The organism is Streptomyces sannanensis, assembly GCF_039536205.1.
Lineage (GTDB): Bacteria > Actinomycetota > Actinomycetes > Streptomycetales > Streptomycetaceae > Streptomyces > Streptomyces sannanensis.
Genome location: NZ_BAAAYL010000001.1, coordinates 6,809,975 through 6,825,381, shown reverse-complemented (window position 1 = coordinate 6,825,381; position 15,407 = coordinate 6,809,975). Strand labels below are relative to the sequence as shown.

The 15,407-nt window shown below is 70.1% G+C and carries 11 protein-coding genes and 5 pseudogenes; 8 read left to right on the top strand and 8 right to left on the bottom strand.

The features are described from left to right. Positions 1-80: 80 nt before the first annotated feature. The 3 genes from ABD858_RS31870 to ABD858_RS31860 form a co-directional block, all read right to left on the bottom strand. Positions 81-338, bottom strand: a complete 258-nt coding sequence (locus tag ABD858_RS31870) for a hypothetical protein (RefSeq protein WP_345044091.1) — start codon at positions 336-338, stop codon at positions 81-83. 2 nt (positions 339-340) lie between these two features. Continuing rightward, positions 341-610 carry a hypothetical protein gene (locus tag ABD858_RS31865; protein WP_345044088.1) on the bottom strand — a complete coding sequence of 90 codons (270 nt, stop codon included), beginning with the start codon at positions 608-610 and terminating at the stop codon, positions 341-343. A 77-nt stretch (positions 611-687) separates the two neighbouring features. Continuing rightward, complete coding sequence (locus ABD858_RS31860; RefSeq protein ID WP_345044085.1) at positions 688-948, bottom strand: hypothetical protein; 261 nt, start codon at positions 946-948, stop codon at positions 688-690. A 180-nt stretch (positions 949-1,128) separates the two neighbouring features. Here ABD858_RS31860 and ABD858_RS31855 point away from each other — a divergent pair. Together ABD858_RS31855 and ABD858_RS31850 are read left to right on the top strand one after the other, a co-directional pair. Further along, positions 1,129-1,386: pseudogene (locus ABD858_RS31855) on the top strand (ABC transporter ATP-binding protein); the annotation flags it as partial. 26 nt (positions 1,387-1,412) lie between these two features. Further along, a pseudogene (locus ABD858_RS31850) lies at positions 1,413-2,252 on the top strand (NF041680 family putative transposase); the annotation flags it as partial. Positions 2,253-2,289: 37 nt separating this feature from the next. Here the strand turns inward: ABD858_RS31850 and ABD858_RS31845 are convergent. Next, a complete protein-coding gene (locus tag ABD858_RS31845) occupies positions 2,290-3,699 on the bottom strand; it encodes a M1 family metallopeptidase (RefSeq protein ID WP_345044083.1) in 1,410 nt (469 codons plus the stop codon). Between the two features lie 112 nt (positions 3,700-3,811). Further along, a complete protein-coding gene (locus tag ABD858_RS31840) occupies positions 3,812-7,744 on the bottom strand; it encodes a Pls/PosA family non-ribosomal peptide synthetase (RefSeq protein WP_345044080.1) in 3,933 nt (1,310 codons plus the stop codon). Positions 7,745-8,001: 257 nt separating this feature from the next. Between ABD858_RS31840 and ABD858_RS31835 the strand changes: the two are divergent. After that, positions 8,002-8,187: pseudogene (locus ABD858_RS31835) on the top strand (IS630 family transposase); the annotation flags it as partial. Between the two features lie 269 nt (positions 8,188-8,456). After that, positions 8,457-8,645: pseudogene (locus ABD858_RS31830) on the top strand (MoxR family ATPase); the annotation flags it as partial. Between the two features lie 669 nt (positions 8,646-9,314). Here ABD858_RS31830 and ABD858_RS31825 read toward each other — a convergent pair. Both ABD858_RS31825 and ABD858_RS31820 read right to left on the bottom strand, forming a co-directional pair. Next, positions 9,315-10,379: an LLM class F420-dependent oxidoreductase gene (locus ABD858_RS31825; RefSeq protein ID WP_425586359.1), complete on the bottom strand. Its 1,065-nt coding sequence runs from the start codon at positions 10,377-10,379 to the stop codon at positions 9,315-9,317. Positions 10,380-10,381: 2 nt separating this feature from the next. Further along, positions 10,382-11,167, bottom strand: a complete 786-nt coding sequence (locus tag ABD858_RS31820) for an ABC transporter ATP-binding protein (protein ID WP_345044075.1) — start codon at positions 11,165-11,167, stop codon at positions 10,382-10,384. A gap of 261 nt (positions 11,168-11,428) precedes the next feature. Between ABD858_RS31820 and ABD858_RS31815 the strand changes: the two genes are divergently transcribed. The 3 genes and pseudogenes from ABD858_RS31815 to ABD858_RS31805 form a co-directional block, all read left to right on the top strand. Then, on the top strand, positions 11,429-12,454 hold the full coding sequence (locus ABD858_RS31815) for an ABC transporter substrate-binding protein (RefSeq protein ID WP_345044072.1): 1,026 nt from the start codon (positions 11,429-11,431) through the stop codon (positions 12,452-12,454). Between the two features lie 125 nt (positions 12,455-12,579). Next, entirely contained in the window at positions 12,580-13,428 is an 849-nt protein-coding gene (locus ABD858_RS31810; protein ID WP_345044070.1) for an ABC transporter permease, read from the top strand. Continuing rightward, a pseudogene (locus ABD858_RS31805) lies at positions 13,425-13,607 on the top strand (IS21 family transposase); the annotation flags it as partial. The gene ABD858_RS31810 and the pseudogene ABD858_RS31805, both read left to right, overlap by 4 nt. Before the next feature lie 116 nt (positions 13,608-13,723). Here ABD858_RS31805 and ABD858_RS31800 read toward each other — a convergent pair. After that, complete coding sequence (locus ABD858_RS31800) at positions 13,724-14,458, bottom strand: helix-turn-helix domain-containing protein (RefSeq protein ID WP_345044068.1); 735 nt, start codon at positions 14,456-14,458, stop codon at positions 13,724-13,726. Between the two features lie 252 nt (positions 14,459-14,710). On the opposite strand from ABD858_RS31800, the gene ABD858_RS31795 reads away from it, so the two are divergent. Then, positions 14,711-15,379, top strand: a complete 669-nt coding sequence (locus ABD858_RS31795; protein WP_345044067.1) for a DUF4097 family beta strand repeat-containing protein — start codon at positions 14,711-14,713, stop codon at positions 15,377-15,379. The last annotated feature ends 28 nt before the right edge of the window (positions 15,380-15,407 follow it).

Below are 15,407 nucleotides of genomic sequence, written 5' to 3'. Positions count from 1 at the left end.
GAAATCGAAGCTGTCCGTCACCACCGTGATGACCACGACGGTGATGACGGGCGGCTTCGGCCCGGCTGTGACGGACCGGATCACAGACCGACCGGACGGACGCCGACGTAATCGATCAGCTCGCTGCTCACGCTGCCCTGCTTGACGATGCCCTGCTCACTCAGCTGCAGGGCCTGGCAGCCGTCGCCGACCCGGGCCCCGGGCGAGAACAGCACGATGTTGCAGAGCATCACCGGTCGTTGCTCGGCCTGGTTGGAGTCGGCCGCGGCGGGAACGGCTCCGGCCAGAGCCGCCGCCAGTGCCGTCAACGACACAGCGGCCGTACGAGTCGCGCGCATGCTCAGCCTCCCAGCGCCGTGGGCACGGCGACATCGAGACGATTGACCACGTCCATGTCCCGGGTGCGGGACTTGATGACCTCCTGCTCAACGCCCTGCCTGGCCACGCACGCACTGGTGCTGCTGCTCGCGGACAGCGTGCCGGTGTCGCACATCATCGACGGGCTGTGGACGTTGATATTGGTGTCGGCCGCCGCCGCGCCCACGGCGATCGGCCCGAGCATGCCGACGGCCACGACCGCCGCCGCGCCCACGAGGTGACGAGTACGCATCAAAGACTCCTGAAGGGAAGGGGACACAGCCCACTGCGGGCCAGGTGGATTCGATGGATACGGAGCAACTCGGCCGCTCAGCCCACCGGGGCGTCGAGCGGGATGAGCACGTCCGCGAAGTCGATCACGTCAGCGCTCTGCGTGTCGTTCTTGACCATGCGCTGCCTGACCTGTTGGTCGGTGACGCACGGCCGGGCCTGACCGGTCAGCGACAGCGGCGCCGATCCACACACCATCGGAGGGTCTGCCAGGTTGTCGTTGCTGTCGGCGTGTGCCACCCCGCCCGCACCAGCCACCAGCAGACCGGCGAGCACCGTCAGCGCAGCCCTTTTACTCATCAATCGACTCCACTTGTCTCTACTGCTCAAGATCTCGGTGCATTCAACGGATCTGCCGATGAGAAGACACGGCCATTCGGCTCAGCGGCGAGGCCCCACGGCAAGGGCATCGCACGCCTGCGCGGGCAGCCTGCCGGAAACTCCTCGGGGGACGCGGTCGTGTCCCCGCTCCAACGCCCGATCAAGCGGGCCGACGGGCGCATCGCCTACCTCTCGCAGCGCCTCGACCCGCTGGACCTGGACCGCGCGGTCGCCGAGAACTTCGCCGAGTACGCCCCGAAGCGGACGGAGGCCGAGCGGATGAACCTGCTCGCCCGTTTCCTCTTCAGGGGTGCCCGCGCCCACCTGCCCGTCGGGGTGCTCTCGGGCAGCGAGCGGCTGCGCGCCACCCTGGCCTGTGTACTGTGCGCGGAACCGGCCCCGCACCTGCTGCTCCTGGCCGGGGGCCTTCGTGGTGGTCGGGCCTGCGTTCGGACCGCGTCATGCTCCGCGACCCCGGTCCTGCCCGCTCCGCGCCGAAGGGCGGCCGACCGCGCCGGCACGGCGGCGCCCTGCCCTGCGCCAAACCCGGCACCTGGCACCCGGCACCTGGCACCTGGCACCTGGCACCTGGCACCTGGCACCTGGCACCTGGCACCTGGCACCTGCCCGAGGTCACCACGGCCACGAACACCACCCGCTACGGCAACGCTGAGGCGACCGCATGGGACAGAATGCACCCCAGACTCGCCCACCGAGGCCCCTGGCTGGAGCACGCGGAAGAGGAACTGCCCATCCTGCACAGCACGTTGATCCGCCTGAAGGTCGAGCGCCTGCCAGACGACCGCGACCCGAAACCGGTCTGGCTGTGGTGCTCGGCCACTGCCGCCACCGGCGCGGATGTGGACCGCTGGTGGCAGTCGTCCCTCCGCAGATTCGACCTGGAGCACACCTTCCGGCTGATGAAGCAGACACTCGGCTGGAGCGCCCCGAAGATCCGCCACGCCGACAGCGCAGACCTGTGGACCTGGCTCATCATCGCCGCCCACACCCAGCTCCGCCTCGCCCGGCCCTTGGCCGAGGACCTCCGCCGCCCCTGGGAACGACCGGCCGAGCCCCGCCGTCTCACCCCCGCCCGCGTCCGCCGGGGGTTGCGCAACCTCCGCGCAACGGCGACCTGCCCGGCAGCCGCACCGAAACCGTCCCGACTGGGCCCGGGACGACCTGCCGGCTCGAAGAACAGGCAGCGAGCCAAGCGCCACGACGTCGGCAAGACCGTCAAACGCGCCGAGTCGATCAAGGAACATCAAACCCGGCGAGGATAAACGTCAAGCTCAGCGGCAGCGCCGGCCCACGGGCCCGCTACGCGGAGGCCCTGCCCCGGCCCGTGGGCCCGTCGTTCGTGGGCGGACATCCCGGCCTCGCCGTTGTCGACGTGGGTGGAGGCGACAACGCGGGTAGCGGCGGGAGGGACGGCTCGTACAGCCAGGCCGAGAGCAGGTCGTCCATCGGCCCGGTCGCGTAGCGGGCCACATGGGTGGTGAAGCCGGCGGTGGTGACGACGCCGTGGCGGTGCACGGTGGCCCAGTCATGCAACATGAGGAAGAACGCGCCGTCACCCAGGGCGCAGCGGATCGCGTGCACGGCGAGACCCCCACGCTGGTACAGCCGGTCGTCGAACATCAGCTTGCGGCCCGGGTCGACCAGCCGCAGATCCTGCGCCTGCGAGGTCAGCAGCCGGTGTGCGGCGGCCGCCAGTTCGTGCGTGGTACGGCCGCCGGAACGCTCGGACCAGAGCCATTCCGCGTACTTCGCGAAGCCCTCGTTCAGCCAGATGTGCCGCCAGTCGGCGATGCTCACGCTGTTGCCGAACCACTGGTGCGCGAGCTCGTGGGCGATAAGGCGCTCCGAGCCGCGTGCGCCGTCGACATGGTTGGCGCCGAACAGGGAGAGGCCCTGGGCCTCCACCGGGACGTCCAGTTCCTCGTCGGCGACGACCACCGCGTACTCGCCGAAGGGATACGGCCCGAAGAGTTCCTCGAACAGTTTCAACATGGCCGGCTGCCGCGCGAAGTCCCGGGAGAACTGCGGCAGCAGGTGCGCCGGCACATGGGCGGTCTGCGGGACACCACCGAGCCCGGGGTCGCCGAGCAGCACCATCTGGTACATGCCGATGGACAGGCCGACCAGGTAGCTGGAGGTCGGCGCGGACTGCTCGTACACCCAGGTGGTCGTACTGGCCTTGGTCACCCGGGTGAGCAGGCGGCCGCAGGCCACCACCGTGTAGGCGGACGGGGTGTTGATCGAGATGTGGTACGAGGCCTTGTCGGCGGGCCGGTCGTTGCACGGGTACCAGGAGGGCGCGCCGACCGGCTGACTGGCCACCAGCGCGCCGTCGGTCAGTTCCTCCCAGCCCAGGCCGCCCCAGGGGCTGCGCACCGGCTTGGGGTTGCCCGACCAGTGCACCTCCACGGTGAAGACGGCGCCGGCGGGCAGTGGCTTGGCCGGCCGGATGCGGAGCTTGCTGCCTCGGTGGGTGTAGTGCGGCACCCGGCCGTCCACCATCACCCGGCCTACTTTGAACTCGGCCAGGTTGAGGTGGAACTCGGTGAGCGGTGCCCGCCTGACGATCGCACTGAGCCGGGCCGTCCCAGCCAGCCGGTTGGGGCCGGGACGGTACTCCAGAGCGAGTTCATACCGGTGCACGCGGTAACGGGGGTCGCCGTTGTCCGGAAAGTACGGGTCCGATGCCGCTCTCTGCTCGCCGCTCACTGCCGCTTCCGCTCCCTGCGCTGTGCTCGTGCGACGTGTGGTGCACCGCTGCCGCCCCTGCCGTTCCCGACCACCGCACGGAATGCCCGGGAACCGCCCCAGGACCGCCCCTTCATGACCGCCATGCCTCGATCGGATTGCCCAGCCAGCGGGAGTCGGCGGGGACGGACTCCCCTGCCATCACGAGAGAGGCGGGACCGAGGGTGCTGCGGACCCCTACCGTACTCCCGGGCAGGACGATTCCGCCCGGGCCCAGGGTGGCGCCCTCACGGAGGACCACAGTATCCGTCCTCAAGATCCGGTCGTGGAAGAGGTGCGTCTGCAGCACACAGCCACGGTTCACGCTGACGGCATCGCCCAGAACGACCAGGTCGGTCTCGGGCAGCCAGTAGCTCTCGCACCACACGCCCCGGCCGATCCGGGCCCCGAGCCCGCGCAGCCACAGGACCAGCAGCGGCGTACCGGGCACCGATCCGGCCAGCCACGGCACGGCGAGCACCTCGACGAAGGTGTCGGCCAGCTCGTTGCGCCACACGAAGCCGCTCCACAGCGGGTGCTCCCCCGCCCGGTGCCGACCCACCAGCAGCCACTTCGCGGCCACCGCGACTGCGCACGCGGCCGTACCCGAGGCGAGCAGGACCCCTCCGGACAGCAGTGCAGGGCCCCAGATCCCCAGGCCGGTCGCCGTGGTCAGCGCGCTGAGGGCCGCCACGGTCAGTACGGCCAGCGCGGCCGAGCAGAACACCGGGACGAGTCGGCACAGCTCCACCGTGCCGCGTGCCCAGAGCAGGCGCGCGGGCGGGTCGTACGTCCGGCTCCGGTCGGCGTCCGCGGCGGACCGCGGCAGCCGGACCGGCGGCAGGCCCAGGTACGAGCTGCCCTTCTTGGCCTTCTTCGGAGTGGCGGACAGCACGCCGACCAGCCCGTCGTCCGGCACCGTGCGGCCCGGCGCGGTCATCCCGGAGTTGCCGAGGAACGCCCGACGGCCGATCTCGGAGTGCCCGATCCGCACCCAGCCGCCGCCCAGTTCACAGGGCGCGGTCAGGGTGTCGTCGGCAAGGAACGCGCCGTCGCCCACGGTGGTGAGGCTCGGTAGCGCAAGGACGGTGGACACTTCCACACCCCGGCCGATCTTCATGCCGAGCAGCCGCAGCCACACCGGTGTGATCAGCCCGGCGTACAGCGGGAAGAGCGTTTCCCGGGACAGATCCATCAGCTGGGTGACCGTCCAGGCCTGCCAGGCGACCCTGCTGTGTGTGGGATGGCTTCCGGTACGCAGACCGAGGCTGAGCACACGTACCGAGATCAGCAGCAGCAGTGCGTACGCGAACCCGAAGGCGAGCGCACCCGGCACCACGGCGAGCAGCGCCCCGCGCAGCGCCCGGGCGAGCCCGGCATCGGCGGGCACGAACCGGCTTGCGACGAGCAGGGCGGGCAGGGTGGCGAACGCGGGCAGGGCCACGAAGCAGAAACCGGTCGCCCCGTACATGGCGCGCCAGTGGACAGAACGCGGCGGGCGCTCCTTGGGCCAGGTGTGCTTGGCCTTGCCGAGCTTGACCGCGGGCGCCCCGGCCCAGCGCTGGCCGGTCGGAATCTGTCCCACCACGGCGGAGCCGGGGGCTACCTCGGCCCGCTTGCCGACCCGCGCACCGGGGAACAGCATGCTGCGGGTGCCGACCACCGCATCCGCACCGACCTTGACCGGGCCGATCACCAGCCGGTCCCCGTCCAGCCAGTGCCCGGAGAGGTCCACCTCGGCCTCCACGGCGCAGCCGCGGCCGAGCTTGAGCATGCCCGTGACCGGAGGCAGGGAATGCAGGTCCACCTCGGGGCCGATCCTGGCGCCGAGAGCCCGCGCGTAACGCTCCAGCCAGGAACCGGTGAGTGACGTCGCGCCGACGTACTCGGCCAGTCGCTCGGCCGTCCACAGCCTCAGGTGCACGCTTCCGCCGCGCGGGTAACGTCCCGCCTTCACACCGCGCAGCAGCAGACGTGCGCCGCCGGCCGCGATCGCCAGGCGGCCCGGCGGGGTGAAGAGCAGGGCCGCACCGGCGGCCACGAGCCACCACGAGGTGGTCGGCGCCCACGGATAGGGCCCGAACCAGTGCACCGCGTTGCCCAGGGCCAGCAGCGCCACCGTCCAGCGCAGGCCGACCAGGGTGAACAGCGGGAGCAGCAGAAGGCACTGCGTCAGCTTGGACCGGAGCGGAACCGGCGCGACGATCCGGGCCGCACCGTCGTCCTGTACGGACTTCTCCAGCCGCCGGGCCAGCTTGCGCAGGGTGGGCTGCTGATAGATGTCGAGTACGGCCGCGCTCGGGTAGCGGGTGCGCAGCCGGGTGGTGAGCTGGGCGGCCGCGAGGCTGCTGCCGCCGATCGCGAAGAAGTCGTCGGTGGCCGCGGTGACGGGCACTCCGAGGGTCTCGCTCCACTGCTCGGCGAGCCAGGCCTCGGTGCCGTACAGCTCCTCGGCGGGGCCGGTGGTCTCGGGTTCGGGCTGAGGACACCTCCCAGCGGTAGCTGGGGGAGGCCAGGGCAGGGCGTCCCGGTCCACCTTGCCGGAGGTGCGGGTCGGCAGCTCGTCGACCGGCGCGAGCAGCGGGACGAGGGCAGCGGGCAGCGCGGCGCGCAGCCGCTCGACCGCCGCGGCGTGGTCCCAGCCGTCCTGGGTGACCAGGTAGCCGACGAGCAGTTGGTTGCCGCTGCGCGCGGTGCGTACGGCGGCGGCCGCGCCGACGACGCCGGGCAGGGCCTGGAGCGCGGCGTCCACCTCGCCCAGCTCGATCCGGCGGCCCCCGAGCTTGATCTGCTCGTCGGCACGGCCGAGGAAGACCAGGCCCTCCGGTTCGGCGCGAACGAGGTCACCGCTGCGGTAGGCGCGCGGCCAGCCGAGCGATTCCAGCGGGGCGTACTTCTCGGCGTCCATCGCAGGGTCGAGGTAGCGGGCCAGGCCCACGCCGGCGATCACGAGCTGACCGCTGCCGCCCACCGGCACCGGCTCACCGGACTCGTCGACCACGGCAAGTTCCCAGCCGCTCAGCGGGAGGCCGATCCGGATCGGTTCCTCACCGGTCAGCAGTGAGGCGCAGGCGACGACGGTGGCTTCGGTGGGGCCGTACGTGTTCCAGACCTCGCGGCCCTCGGTGACCAGGCGTTGGGCCAGCTCGGGCGGACATGCCTCGCCGCCGAAAATCAGCAGCCGGACCTCGTCGAGGGTCTCGGGCTCCCACAGCGCGGCGAGGGTCGGCACGGTGGAGACCACGGTGATCTCCTGTTCCACCAGCCAGGGGCCGAGGTCGGCGCCGCTGCGCACCCGGGAGCGGGGAACCGGTACGAGGCAGGCGCCGTGACGCCAGGCCAGCCACATCTCCTCGCAGGAGGCGTCGAAAGCGACGGACAGCCCGGCCATGACCCGGTCGCCGGGACCGATCGGCTCTTCGGCGAGGAACAGCGTGGCCTCGGCGTCCACGAAGGCGGCGGCGCTGCGATGGCTGACGGCGACGCCCTTGGGCTTGCCGGTGGAGCCGGAGGTGAAGATGATCCATGCGTCGTGCTCGGGGCCGGGCCGCGCGGCGGGGGCCCGGACCTCCGCCGGGTCGGTGACGTCGATGCGCTGCCCGGCGCCCAGCACTGCCCGCACCCCGGCCTCGCCGAAGACCAGCTCGGCCCGCTCGTCCGGGTCCTCGGCATCGACCGGCACATAGGCGGCACCTGCGGCGAGCACCGCGAGGATGGCCACGTACAGCTCATTGGTACCGGACGGCACTCGTACGCCGACCCGGTCGCCGAGCCCCACGCCGGCGGCCGCGAGAGCGCGCCGCCGGCGTTCGACCTCGTCGGCCAGCGCCCGGTAGGTCAGCCGATCGGTTCCGTCGTCCAGGGCGAGTTCGTCGGAGTACGCCCTTACGGAGGCCTCAAGAATGTCGACGAGGGTGCGCGTCGGGGCTGCGGGCCCGGCGGAGAACCGGGCGGATTTCCCGGACTCCTCGGGCGTCACGCCGTTGTCGTTCAGAGTGAGTTCACCGCGCTCAGGTGTGGCTGTCATCGGCCCTCACGTCCCACTCCCGGAATCGTCCGGTTCGCCGATGGAGCCCGAGTTTGCCCGGGTTGTTCCGATCCGGCGCCAAACAGCCCGTCAGTCTAGTGCAGCAGTGGCCACGATCGGGGTCTGCGCCGCCCCTGAGTGTCGGCTGTCGTCCGGCGGACCGCCAGGGCACGGCCCACCGAGTCGGGCAGCGCTGCGACGGCGTACCGAGATCCGGGCCATTCACGGACCAGCAGGGGCGCGCACAACGCCGGCTCGACGAGTTCGGGCCGCTCGGTATCCGCCCCACTGCGGGCAGTTACTGGGCCGAGCAGGGCAGGTCGGTCCGGCTCTCGACGACCGGCACGCGGATGCACGGCGTCACCTGCTTCCACGGCTGCTACTCGGTCGGCGACGACACCCTGCGGGGCGTCAACCGCCGCCGCAAGGGGACTGCGAATACGGCCAGGTCCCCTGACCCCCGGCCCGGAGAGCCCCAGCCTGTCCACGCTCCTGCGGTCAGACGACCGTGAAGGAGAACGTGCCGTTCGCGTACGCGCTCTTCCTCTTCACCGACGTGCTCGCCTACGTGTGGACGTCGGCCGGCAAGCAGCGCGCAGACCGCACCACGCGATAAATCGGCTGCTCCGTGATGTCCGGCGCGTCCACACTGTCCGCGCACATCGAACAGTCCGGGCGCGCCGGACATCACCCGCATTCAGGAGCACTCCGCTTGCAGGCAGCCGTCACCCTCACGCCGGCCCGTGTCCCCGAACTGCTGCTCGGCCTCGCCACCGTGCGCCCCGTCTTCCTGTGGGGCGCCCCCGGCATCGGCAAGTCGTCCCTCGTACGGAACTTCGCCGAGCCCCTCGGCCTCGAGTGCGTCGGCCTGCTCGGCACCCGGCTCGCACCCGAAGACCTCTCGACAGGTCGCCCAGACCGTCATCCGCGACGACGAGGACGGACAGCCCGTGCTGCCCGCCTGGTTCCTCGTCGAGGCCGCCCGCGATAGGCCTCGGCTGGTCGAGGCCCGCCGGTGAGCCGTACGCCGCACGGGAAGACGTCCCGGAACGACCCGGCCACCGAGGCGTTTCTCGCCGGACTGGCCGTCGTCCGGCGCAACCCGGCCCTGGCCGCGCTGGAGGCCGACGTCTGCCGCAGCCGCGAGTGCGACCGGAACCCGCGCCACGGGCTGGCCGCCGTCGAGGGGATTCGAGATCACGGGCGCGGGCGGCGTCATCAGGAGCACCATGGGCTGCCCGACAGGGAAGCGGGTGCTGAGCGGCGGCTTCAATGTGCCAGCGACACCTCCCTCAATGTTCGCGTGACCGAGAGCTGTCCCACACCCGACGAAACTGGATGAGTGTTCGGCCTGGTTGCCACCGGACCCGTGGTCGGGAGTCCCATATCGTCTGCGCCAACGTAACTACCTGACTCCGTCGACGGCCCCAGCGCAACGCCTGGCATCAACGCCGCGCTGGGGGTTCAGACGTCTTCCGTTCGGCTCGTCCATGGGGACGGACACGCCAGAACATGGCCATCTGTGGGCCAAGGAGGTTGATCCTTCGAAGGCCCGGACCTTCTGTGCAGCTCAGAAAGCACTTTCGCGTTCCCGCTCGCGATTCGGACACCCAGGTGAAACGCAGAGGCTGGCTAGCCGCTCTTCACCTGGGGGATGAGGTTTTCGGCAAGCGCAGGGTGCCCCGGGTTTCACGTCCGCCAGCTGCGGGAGCACCTCACTCGCGATGAGTTCCAGGTGGTCGAGGTCAGTGAAGTCGGTCAGTCGCAGATGGAGCCGACTCGCGCCGATCGCGGCGAACTCGCCGAGCCGCTCGACGAGCTGGGCCGGGGATCCGACCACCGGATCCTCCGGCGGCAGCGCGCTCTTGACGTGCAGCGGGGCGGCCCGCCGCTGCGCCTCCGCGTCGGTACGGCCGATCGCGACCACGACACCGGCCGAGAGCACCAGCGGTGGCCGACCGGCGTCGGCCCGACCGGTCCGGTCGCATGCCTCGGCCACCCGCTGGTACGCCTGCGCTGTCTCTGCCACCGACTTGAAGGGCATGTTGAACTCGTCGGCGTACCGGGCGGCCAGCGCCGGGGTGCGCTTGCGGCCGCGGCCCCCGACGATGATCGGCGGCCCCGGCACCTGCACCGGTTTCGGCAGGGCGGGCGCGTCGACCAGCCGGTAGTGGTCGCCGCGGTGGCTGAAACTCTCGCCGACCGGTGTCCGCCACAGGCCAGTGATCACGGCCAGCTGCTCTTCCAGCCGTTCGAAGCGCTCCCCGATGGCCGGGAACGGAATGCCGTACGAGGTGTGCTCTCGTTCGTACCAGCCGGCGCCGATGCCCAGCTCTACCCGCCCGCCGCTCATCCGGTCGACCTGTGCCACCATCACGGCCAGCGGGCCGGGCAGCCGGAAGGTGGCCGAGGTGACCAGGGTGCCCAGCCGGATCCGGGAGGTCTCCCGGGCGAGCGCACCCAGCGTCAGCCACGCGTCGGTGGGGCCGGGCAGCCCGGGATCGGCGCCCATCGCCTGGTAGTGGTCGGCCCGGAAGAAACCCTCGAACCCGCCGGCCTCGACGAGTCGTACGAAGCGCAACTGATCGTCGTAGTCGGCGCCGCGGTGCGGCTCGGTGAAGACGCAGATCCGCACGGTCATCGCCCTTCCACTCCGGCCGGCGCCGACATGTCCCGTTCCATCAGCAGTTCGTGCAGGTCGGCACTGCACCGGGCCACTTCGCCGAGGTGCGCGGTACGGCCCAGCGTCCTCGGCCGGGGGATGCCGATGTCGACCACCTTGCGGATCCGGCCCGGGCGCGGGCTGAGCACCACCACACGGTCGGCGAGCAGCACGGCCTCGTCTATCGAGTGGGTGACAAAGACGACGGTGGCGGAGTTCTCCATGTGGATCCGCTGCAGCTCCGCCGCGAGTTCCGCGCGGGTGAGCGCGTCGAGCGCGGAGAACGGCTCGTCCATGAGCAGCACGCGGGGCTCGCCGATCAGCGACCGGCACAGCGAGACACGCTGCTGCATACCGCCGGAGAGCTCGTGCGGCCGGTGCTTCTCGAAGCCGCTCAGGCCGGCCGTCTCCAGCAGCCGGTGTGCCCGGGCGAGGTGCTCGGCCTTGCGCCAACCGAAGATCTCCACAGGCAGCAGGACGTTGTCGAGAACGGACCGCCAGGGCAGCAGGGCCGGCCGCTGGAACAGCATGGCGACGTCCCGCCGGGCTCCGGTGACTCGTTCGCCGCCGATGGTGATCTCACCCTCGGAGGCCGGCAGCAGTCCGGCGATCAGCCGGAGCAGTGTGGACTTGCCGCACCCGGACCGGCCCACCACCGCCACGAACTCGCCCTCGGCAATGTGGAGGTCGACGCCCTGGAGTGCCACCGTAGAACCGGACCGGCTGGTGAAGGTCCGGGATGCACCGGTGAGTCTGATCATCCGGCGGTCTCCCCCATCCACTGGCGATGAACAATGCCGGCCGGTTCGTAACCCCCGGTCAGATTAGCCGGACCAGGCGGCTCAGCGGTACCTGTCGTCCTGTCAGCAAATTCTTCGCACCTGGTGTCACACAGGCGGGGTTCTCGTACGCTGTCACTCGCGCGAAGTGTCATGTACCCCGGCGGTTCCGTTACGCCGTCCTGTCTCGACGACCCCCTCCGCTGGCGCAGGTCAGCAGTCGGAAAGGACAACACGGTGCACATGAACAGACTCGTCCGTACGGTCGCCGCGATGGCCCTGGCCACGGCGCTAGCGCTTGTGTCGGGGTGCGGCGGATCCGGCTCCGACACGGCTACCGATGCGGACGGCACGGCGTTGGAGAAGGTGACCTACCTGACCTCGTTCGGCAACTTCGGCCGGGACGCATACGCCTGGGTCGCGAAGGACAAGGGGTTCTTCAAGGAGGCCGGCTTCGACGTGGAGATCAAGCCAGGCCAGGGCACCGGCGGCGTGATTCCGGCCGTCGTGAGCGGCCAGGCGCAGTTCGGCCCGATCGACCTGACGGGCGGTCTGCTGCAGATGGGCAGCGGCCAGGCGAAGGACTTCGTCGCGGTGGCCGCCATCCAGCAGCGCACCATGGCCGCGATCGCCACCACCGAGGGCAAGGGCATCGCCGCCCCGAAGGACCTCGAGGGCAAGCGTCTCGCCGACACACCCGGCTCCGTCGTACGCAGCCTCTTCCCGACGTACGCCCGACTGACCGGGATGGACGTCGGCAAAGTGACCTGGGTCAACGGCGACGCGCAGACCCTGATGGGCACCCTCGCCGGCGGCTCGGTGGACGGCATCGGCCAGTTCGTGGTGGGCAAGCCGACCATCGAGGCGGTGACCAAGAAGAAGGCCGTCCTACTGCCGTACAGCGACGTGATACCCGATCTCTACGGAAACGTACTGATCACCTCGACGAAGATCGCCGAGCAGAAGCCAGAGATGGTGAAGCGGTTCGCCACCGCGCTGCTCAAGGGCCTGGAGTACAGCCTGGCCCACTCGAAGGAGGCCGCCGAGATCCTGAAGCGAAACGTGGACGCCACGAACCCAGCTGCTGCGGCAGCCGAGTTGGACCTGATGGCCGCGTACGTCGCGCCTGGCAGTTCCGGCTCCGCGATCGGGACGCTGGACTCCGGGCGGGTTGCGAATAGCATTGCGATCCTGCAGGGCGCGGGTGCGCTGCCGCAGGGCATGACCCCTGAGCAGATCATCAACTTCGACCTCGTACCGAAAGCCTGATCACACTGGTTGCCCGAACGTGTGCTCCCCGTCGGTGACCGGCGGGGAGCATCGACGCTGCCGCCCCGACTCCGCCCTGAGCGGCCCGGGTAAAACGATGTGCCGGGCGGCCCGAGGAGGATGGGATGACCGAACTCTCGCCGCCGCAGCAGACCTCAGCGGCGGGCCCGGAGCCGGTTCCGGTTCCGCGATCCGGCCCACAGCGCGGGACGGGTACCGGCACCGTGCTGCTGCCCTCGGCCGGGCTGCTGGTCGCCCTCGGCGTGTGGTGGCTGCTCACGTCGGTGCTGAAGGTGGTCCACCCGGCGGTGCTACCTCCGCCCGGTGCCGTGCTCTCGGCGTTCACAGCAGCCCCGGCCCGGTTCCTGGAGCACACCGGCGATACCACGGTGGAGACGCTTGTAGGCTTCGCGCTCTCCACCGCCTGCGGAGTTCTGATCGGGCTCTCACTGGCCGGCTCGCCGTTGTTGGAGCGGATGTTCACGCCGCTGCTGGTCGCCGTCAACGCAGTTCCGAAGATCGCGCTCGGGCCGCTGCTCGTGGGGGCGCTCGGGTGGGGGCAAAAGCCGGTCCTGACCATGGTCTTTCTGCTCTGCTTCTTCCCGATCGTGCTCTCCACCGCGACCGGCCTCACGTCGACCCCGGCGGACCTGGCCGAGCTGGCGCGCTCACTGGACGCCTCGCGCTGGCAGGCTTTCCGGAAGGTACGGCTGCCCGCCGCGCTGCCGCAGATCTTCGTCGGGCTGAAGGTGGCCATGCCACTCGCCGCGATCGGCGCGGTCATCGGCGAGTTCCAGGCCGGTGAGAGCGGGCTGGGCTATCTGATCGTGCAGGCTAGCGGGGTCGGCGACGCCGCCGCTGCCTGGGTGGCGATCATCCTGATCGGGTTGATGAGCATATTGCTCTACTTCGCATTGGTGTTGATGGAGCGGTTCACGCTGCCCTGGGTCCGGGAAACCACCTCGCGCAACTGACCGCGAAGAACAGCAGGGAGATCAAGGAGATCCTTGAGGCGTACGACCTCACCGGCACTTACCGTGCCGCGGCCGACCCGGCCGGGTGCGACCACCACACGGTGGCTCGGTATGCGAAGACGCAGGCCGCCGGCCAGCACTCCGACCTGCGCCGTCACCGCGCCCGCGCGATCGACGACTCTCCGGCGCCGCCGTCCAATCGCCGGTCTCCGCCGACTCCAACTCCATGCTCTACCTGGCCACTTGACCATCTGCCTTGATCGGCAGATCCGCCGTTAGTTTTACATTCCCTGGCTTAGGCAGTGCTGTCTGAGGTCGTTTCGGGTTGCGTGTGGAGGACTTCGCGGGCCTGCTCCGCGGCGCGGACGATGCTCTCGGAAATGAAGTCGACGAAGCGTGCGATGTTTTCGAGGCGGGTGGCGGCCGGGGTGCCAGGGCCGAGGATACTGACGCCCTGTCGTGCGGTCTCGCCGAGTTGGGCGGTGGCCCGGGCGCTGGCCACCGTTGATTGATACATGACGTCGTTGTCCACGGCGTAGCGCTCACGGCGGCGTTCGTCGCGTTCCCGGCGGACGAGGCCCTGACTCTCCAGGAACGTGATCGCTTTGGAGACGGACGCCGGGCTGACCTGGAGGCGCTGGACGAGTTCGGACGCGGTGAGGCTGCCCTCGTCAGTGGTATAGAGGCAGACCAGCACCCGGGCCGTCATCTTGGGCAGGCCCGATTGCATGAAGACGGTGGTGAACACCTCCTCGTACTCGCGCACGGCTTCAGCGTCGCGCCCGTGGGCCGGCGAAGGCGCATTCGGGCCCCGGGGCGCGGCCTTTCGGCGGCGATGGGCGCGGTGTTCGGTGGCGCGGTGGGCCAGGTCGGCGCGGTAGGCGGTGGGGCCGCCGTTGCGCATCACCTCACGCGTGACCGTCGAGGTGGGGCGGTCGAGGCGTCTGGCGATCTCCGCGTACGCGAGGCCGTCGGCCAGTCCCAACGCGATCTGCTGGCGTTCCTGCTGAGTGAGCCTGCCTCCCGGCATCGGGGTCTCCTTCGTGGCCTTCCTTGGTTCCAGGTGCCTCCAACATAGCGTTCACACTCAATCCATTGCAACAAAAACGCAGGAACTGTTGCGTTAGATTCATAACCGTTGCAACGAATTATGGGCTCTGACCTGCATTAATGGCAGTTTCGCGCAACGATATTATTGCCAGATCTATGAACGCAACGTAGCTTTTCCGTCATCAGAAACGACGAGCCGAAGGGGCTCGCGATGCAGACGAAGGAGAGAACGATGCAGAAGTTCGACACCCCCACCGCGGTGACCGCCGTCCTGGACATCCCCGCCGGACGCATCCAGCTCATCGCCGCCGACCGCACCGACACCACGGTCGAGGTCCTGCCCGCCAACGCCGCCAAGAGCCGCGACGTGAAGGCCGCCGGGGAGATCAAGGTCACCTACGGCGACGGCGTCCTGCGGATCGAGGCCCCGGAGGCGACCAACCGGGTCTTCGGACACTCCGGCTCCGTCGAGGTCACCGTCCAGCTGCCCGCCGGCTCCCATATCGAAGCCAAGGCCGCCCGCACCGAACTACGCGGCGTCGGACGCCTCGGCGACGTCGCCTTCGACGGCCAGCAGGCCACGGTCAAGCTGGACGAGACCGCAGGCGCCCGCCTCACCCTCCAGGACGGCGACATCACCGTCGGCCGCCTGGGCGGCCCCGCCGAACTCAGCACCCAAAAGGGCGACCTGACCATCACCGAAGCCGTGAGTGGCACCGTCACCCTGCACACCCAGTCCGGCAACATCACCGTCGACGCCGCCCGCGGCGTCTCCGCCTCCCTCGACGCCGGCACCACCTACGGCCGCATCCACAACGCCCTCAAGAACACCGACGGCAACCCCGCCCTGACCATCCATGCGACCACCGCCTACGGCGACATCACCGCCCGCAGCCTGTAATCGCCGCAGCTTCCAAAGGATCACCCCT

Excerpts from the sequence above, each read along its gene's own strand:
- ABD858_RS31820 (WP_345044075.1), bottom strand. The coding sequence starts at position 11,167 with ATGATCAGACTCACCGGTGCATCCCGGACCTTCACCAGCCGGTCCGGT.
- ABD858_RS31795 (WP_345044067.1), top strand. The coding sequence starts at position 14,711 with ATGCAGAAGTTCGACACCCCCACCGCGGTGACCGCCGTCCTGGACATC.
- ABD858_RS31840 (WP_345044080.1), bottom strand. The coding sequence starts at position 7,744 with ATGACAGCCACACCTGAGCGCGGTGAACTCACTCTGAACGACAACGGC.
- ABD858_RS31865 (WP_345044088.1), bottom strand. The coding sequence starts at position 610 with ATGCGTACTCGTCACCTCGTGGGCGCGGCGGCGGTCGTGGCCGTCGGC.
- ABD858_RS31810 (WP_345044070.1), top strand. The coding sequence starts at position 12,580 with ATGACCGAACTCTCGCCGCCGCAGCAGACCTCAGCGGCGGGCCCGGAG.
- ABD858_RS31860 (WP_345044085.1), bottom strand. The coding sequence starts at position 948 with ATGAGTAAAAGGGCTGCGCTGACGGTGCTCGCCGGTCTGCTGGTGGCT.
- ABD858_RS31870 (WP_345044091.1), bottom strand. The coding sequence starts at position 338 with ATGCGCGCGACTCGTACGGCCGCTGTGTCGTTGACGGCACTGGCGGCG.
- ABD858_RS31800 (WP_345044068.1), bottom strand. The coding sequence starts at position 14,458 with ATGCCGGGAGGCAGGCTCACTCAGCAGGAACGCCAGCAGATCGCGTTG.
- ABD858_RS31815 (WP_345044072.1), top strand. The coding sequence starts at position 11,429 with ATGAACAGACTCGTCCGTACGGTCGCCGCGATGGCCCTGGCCACGGCG.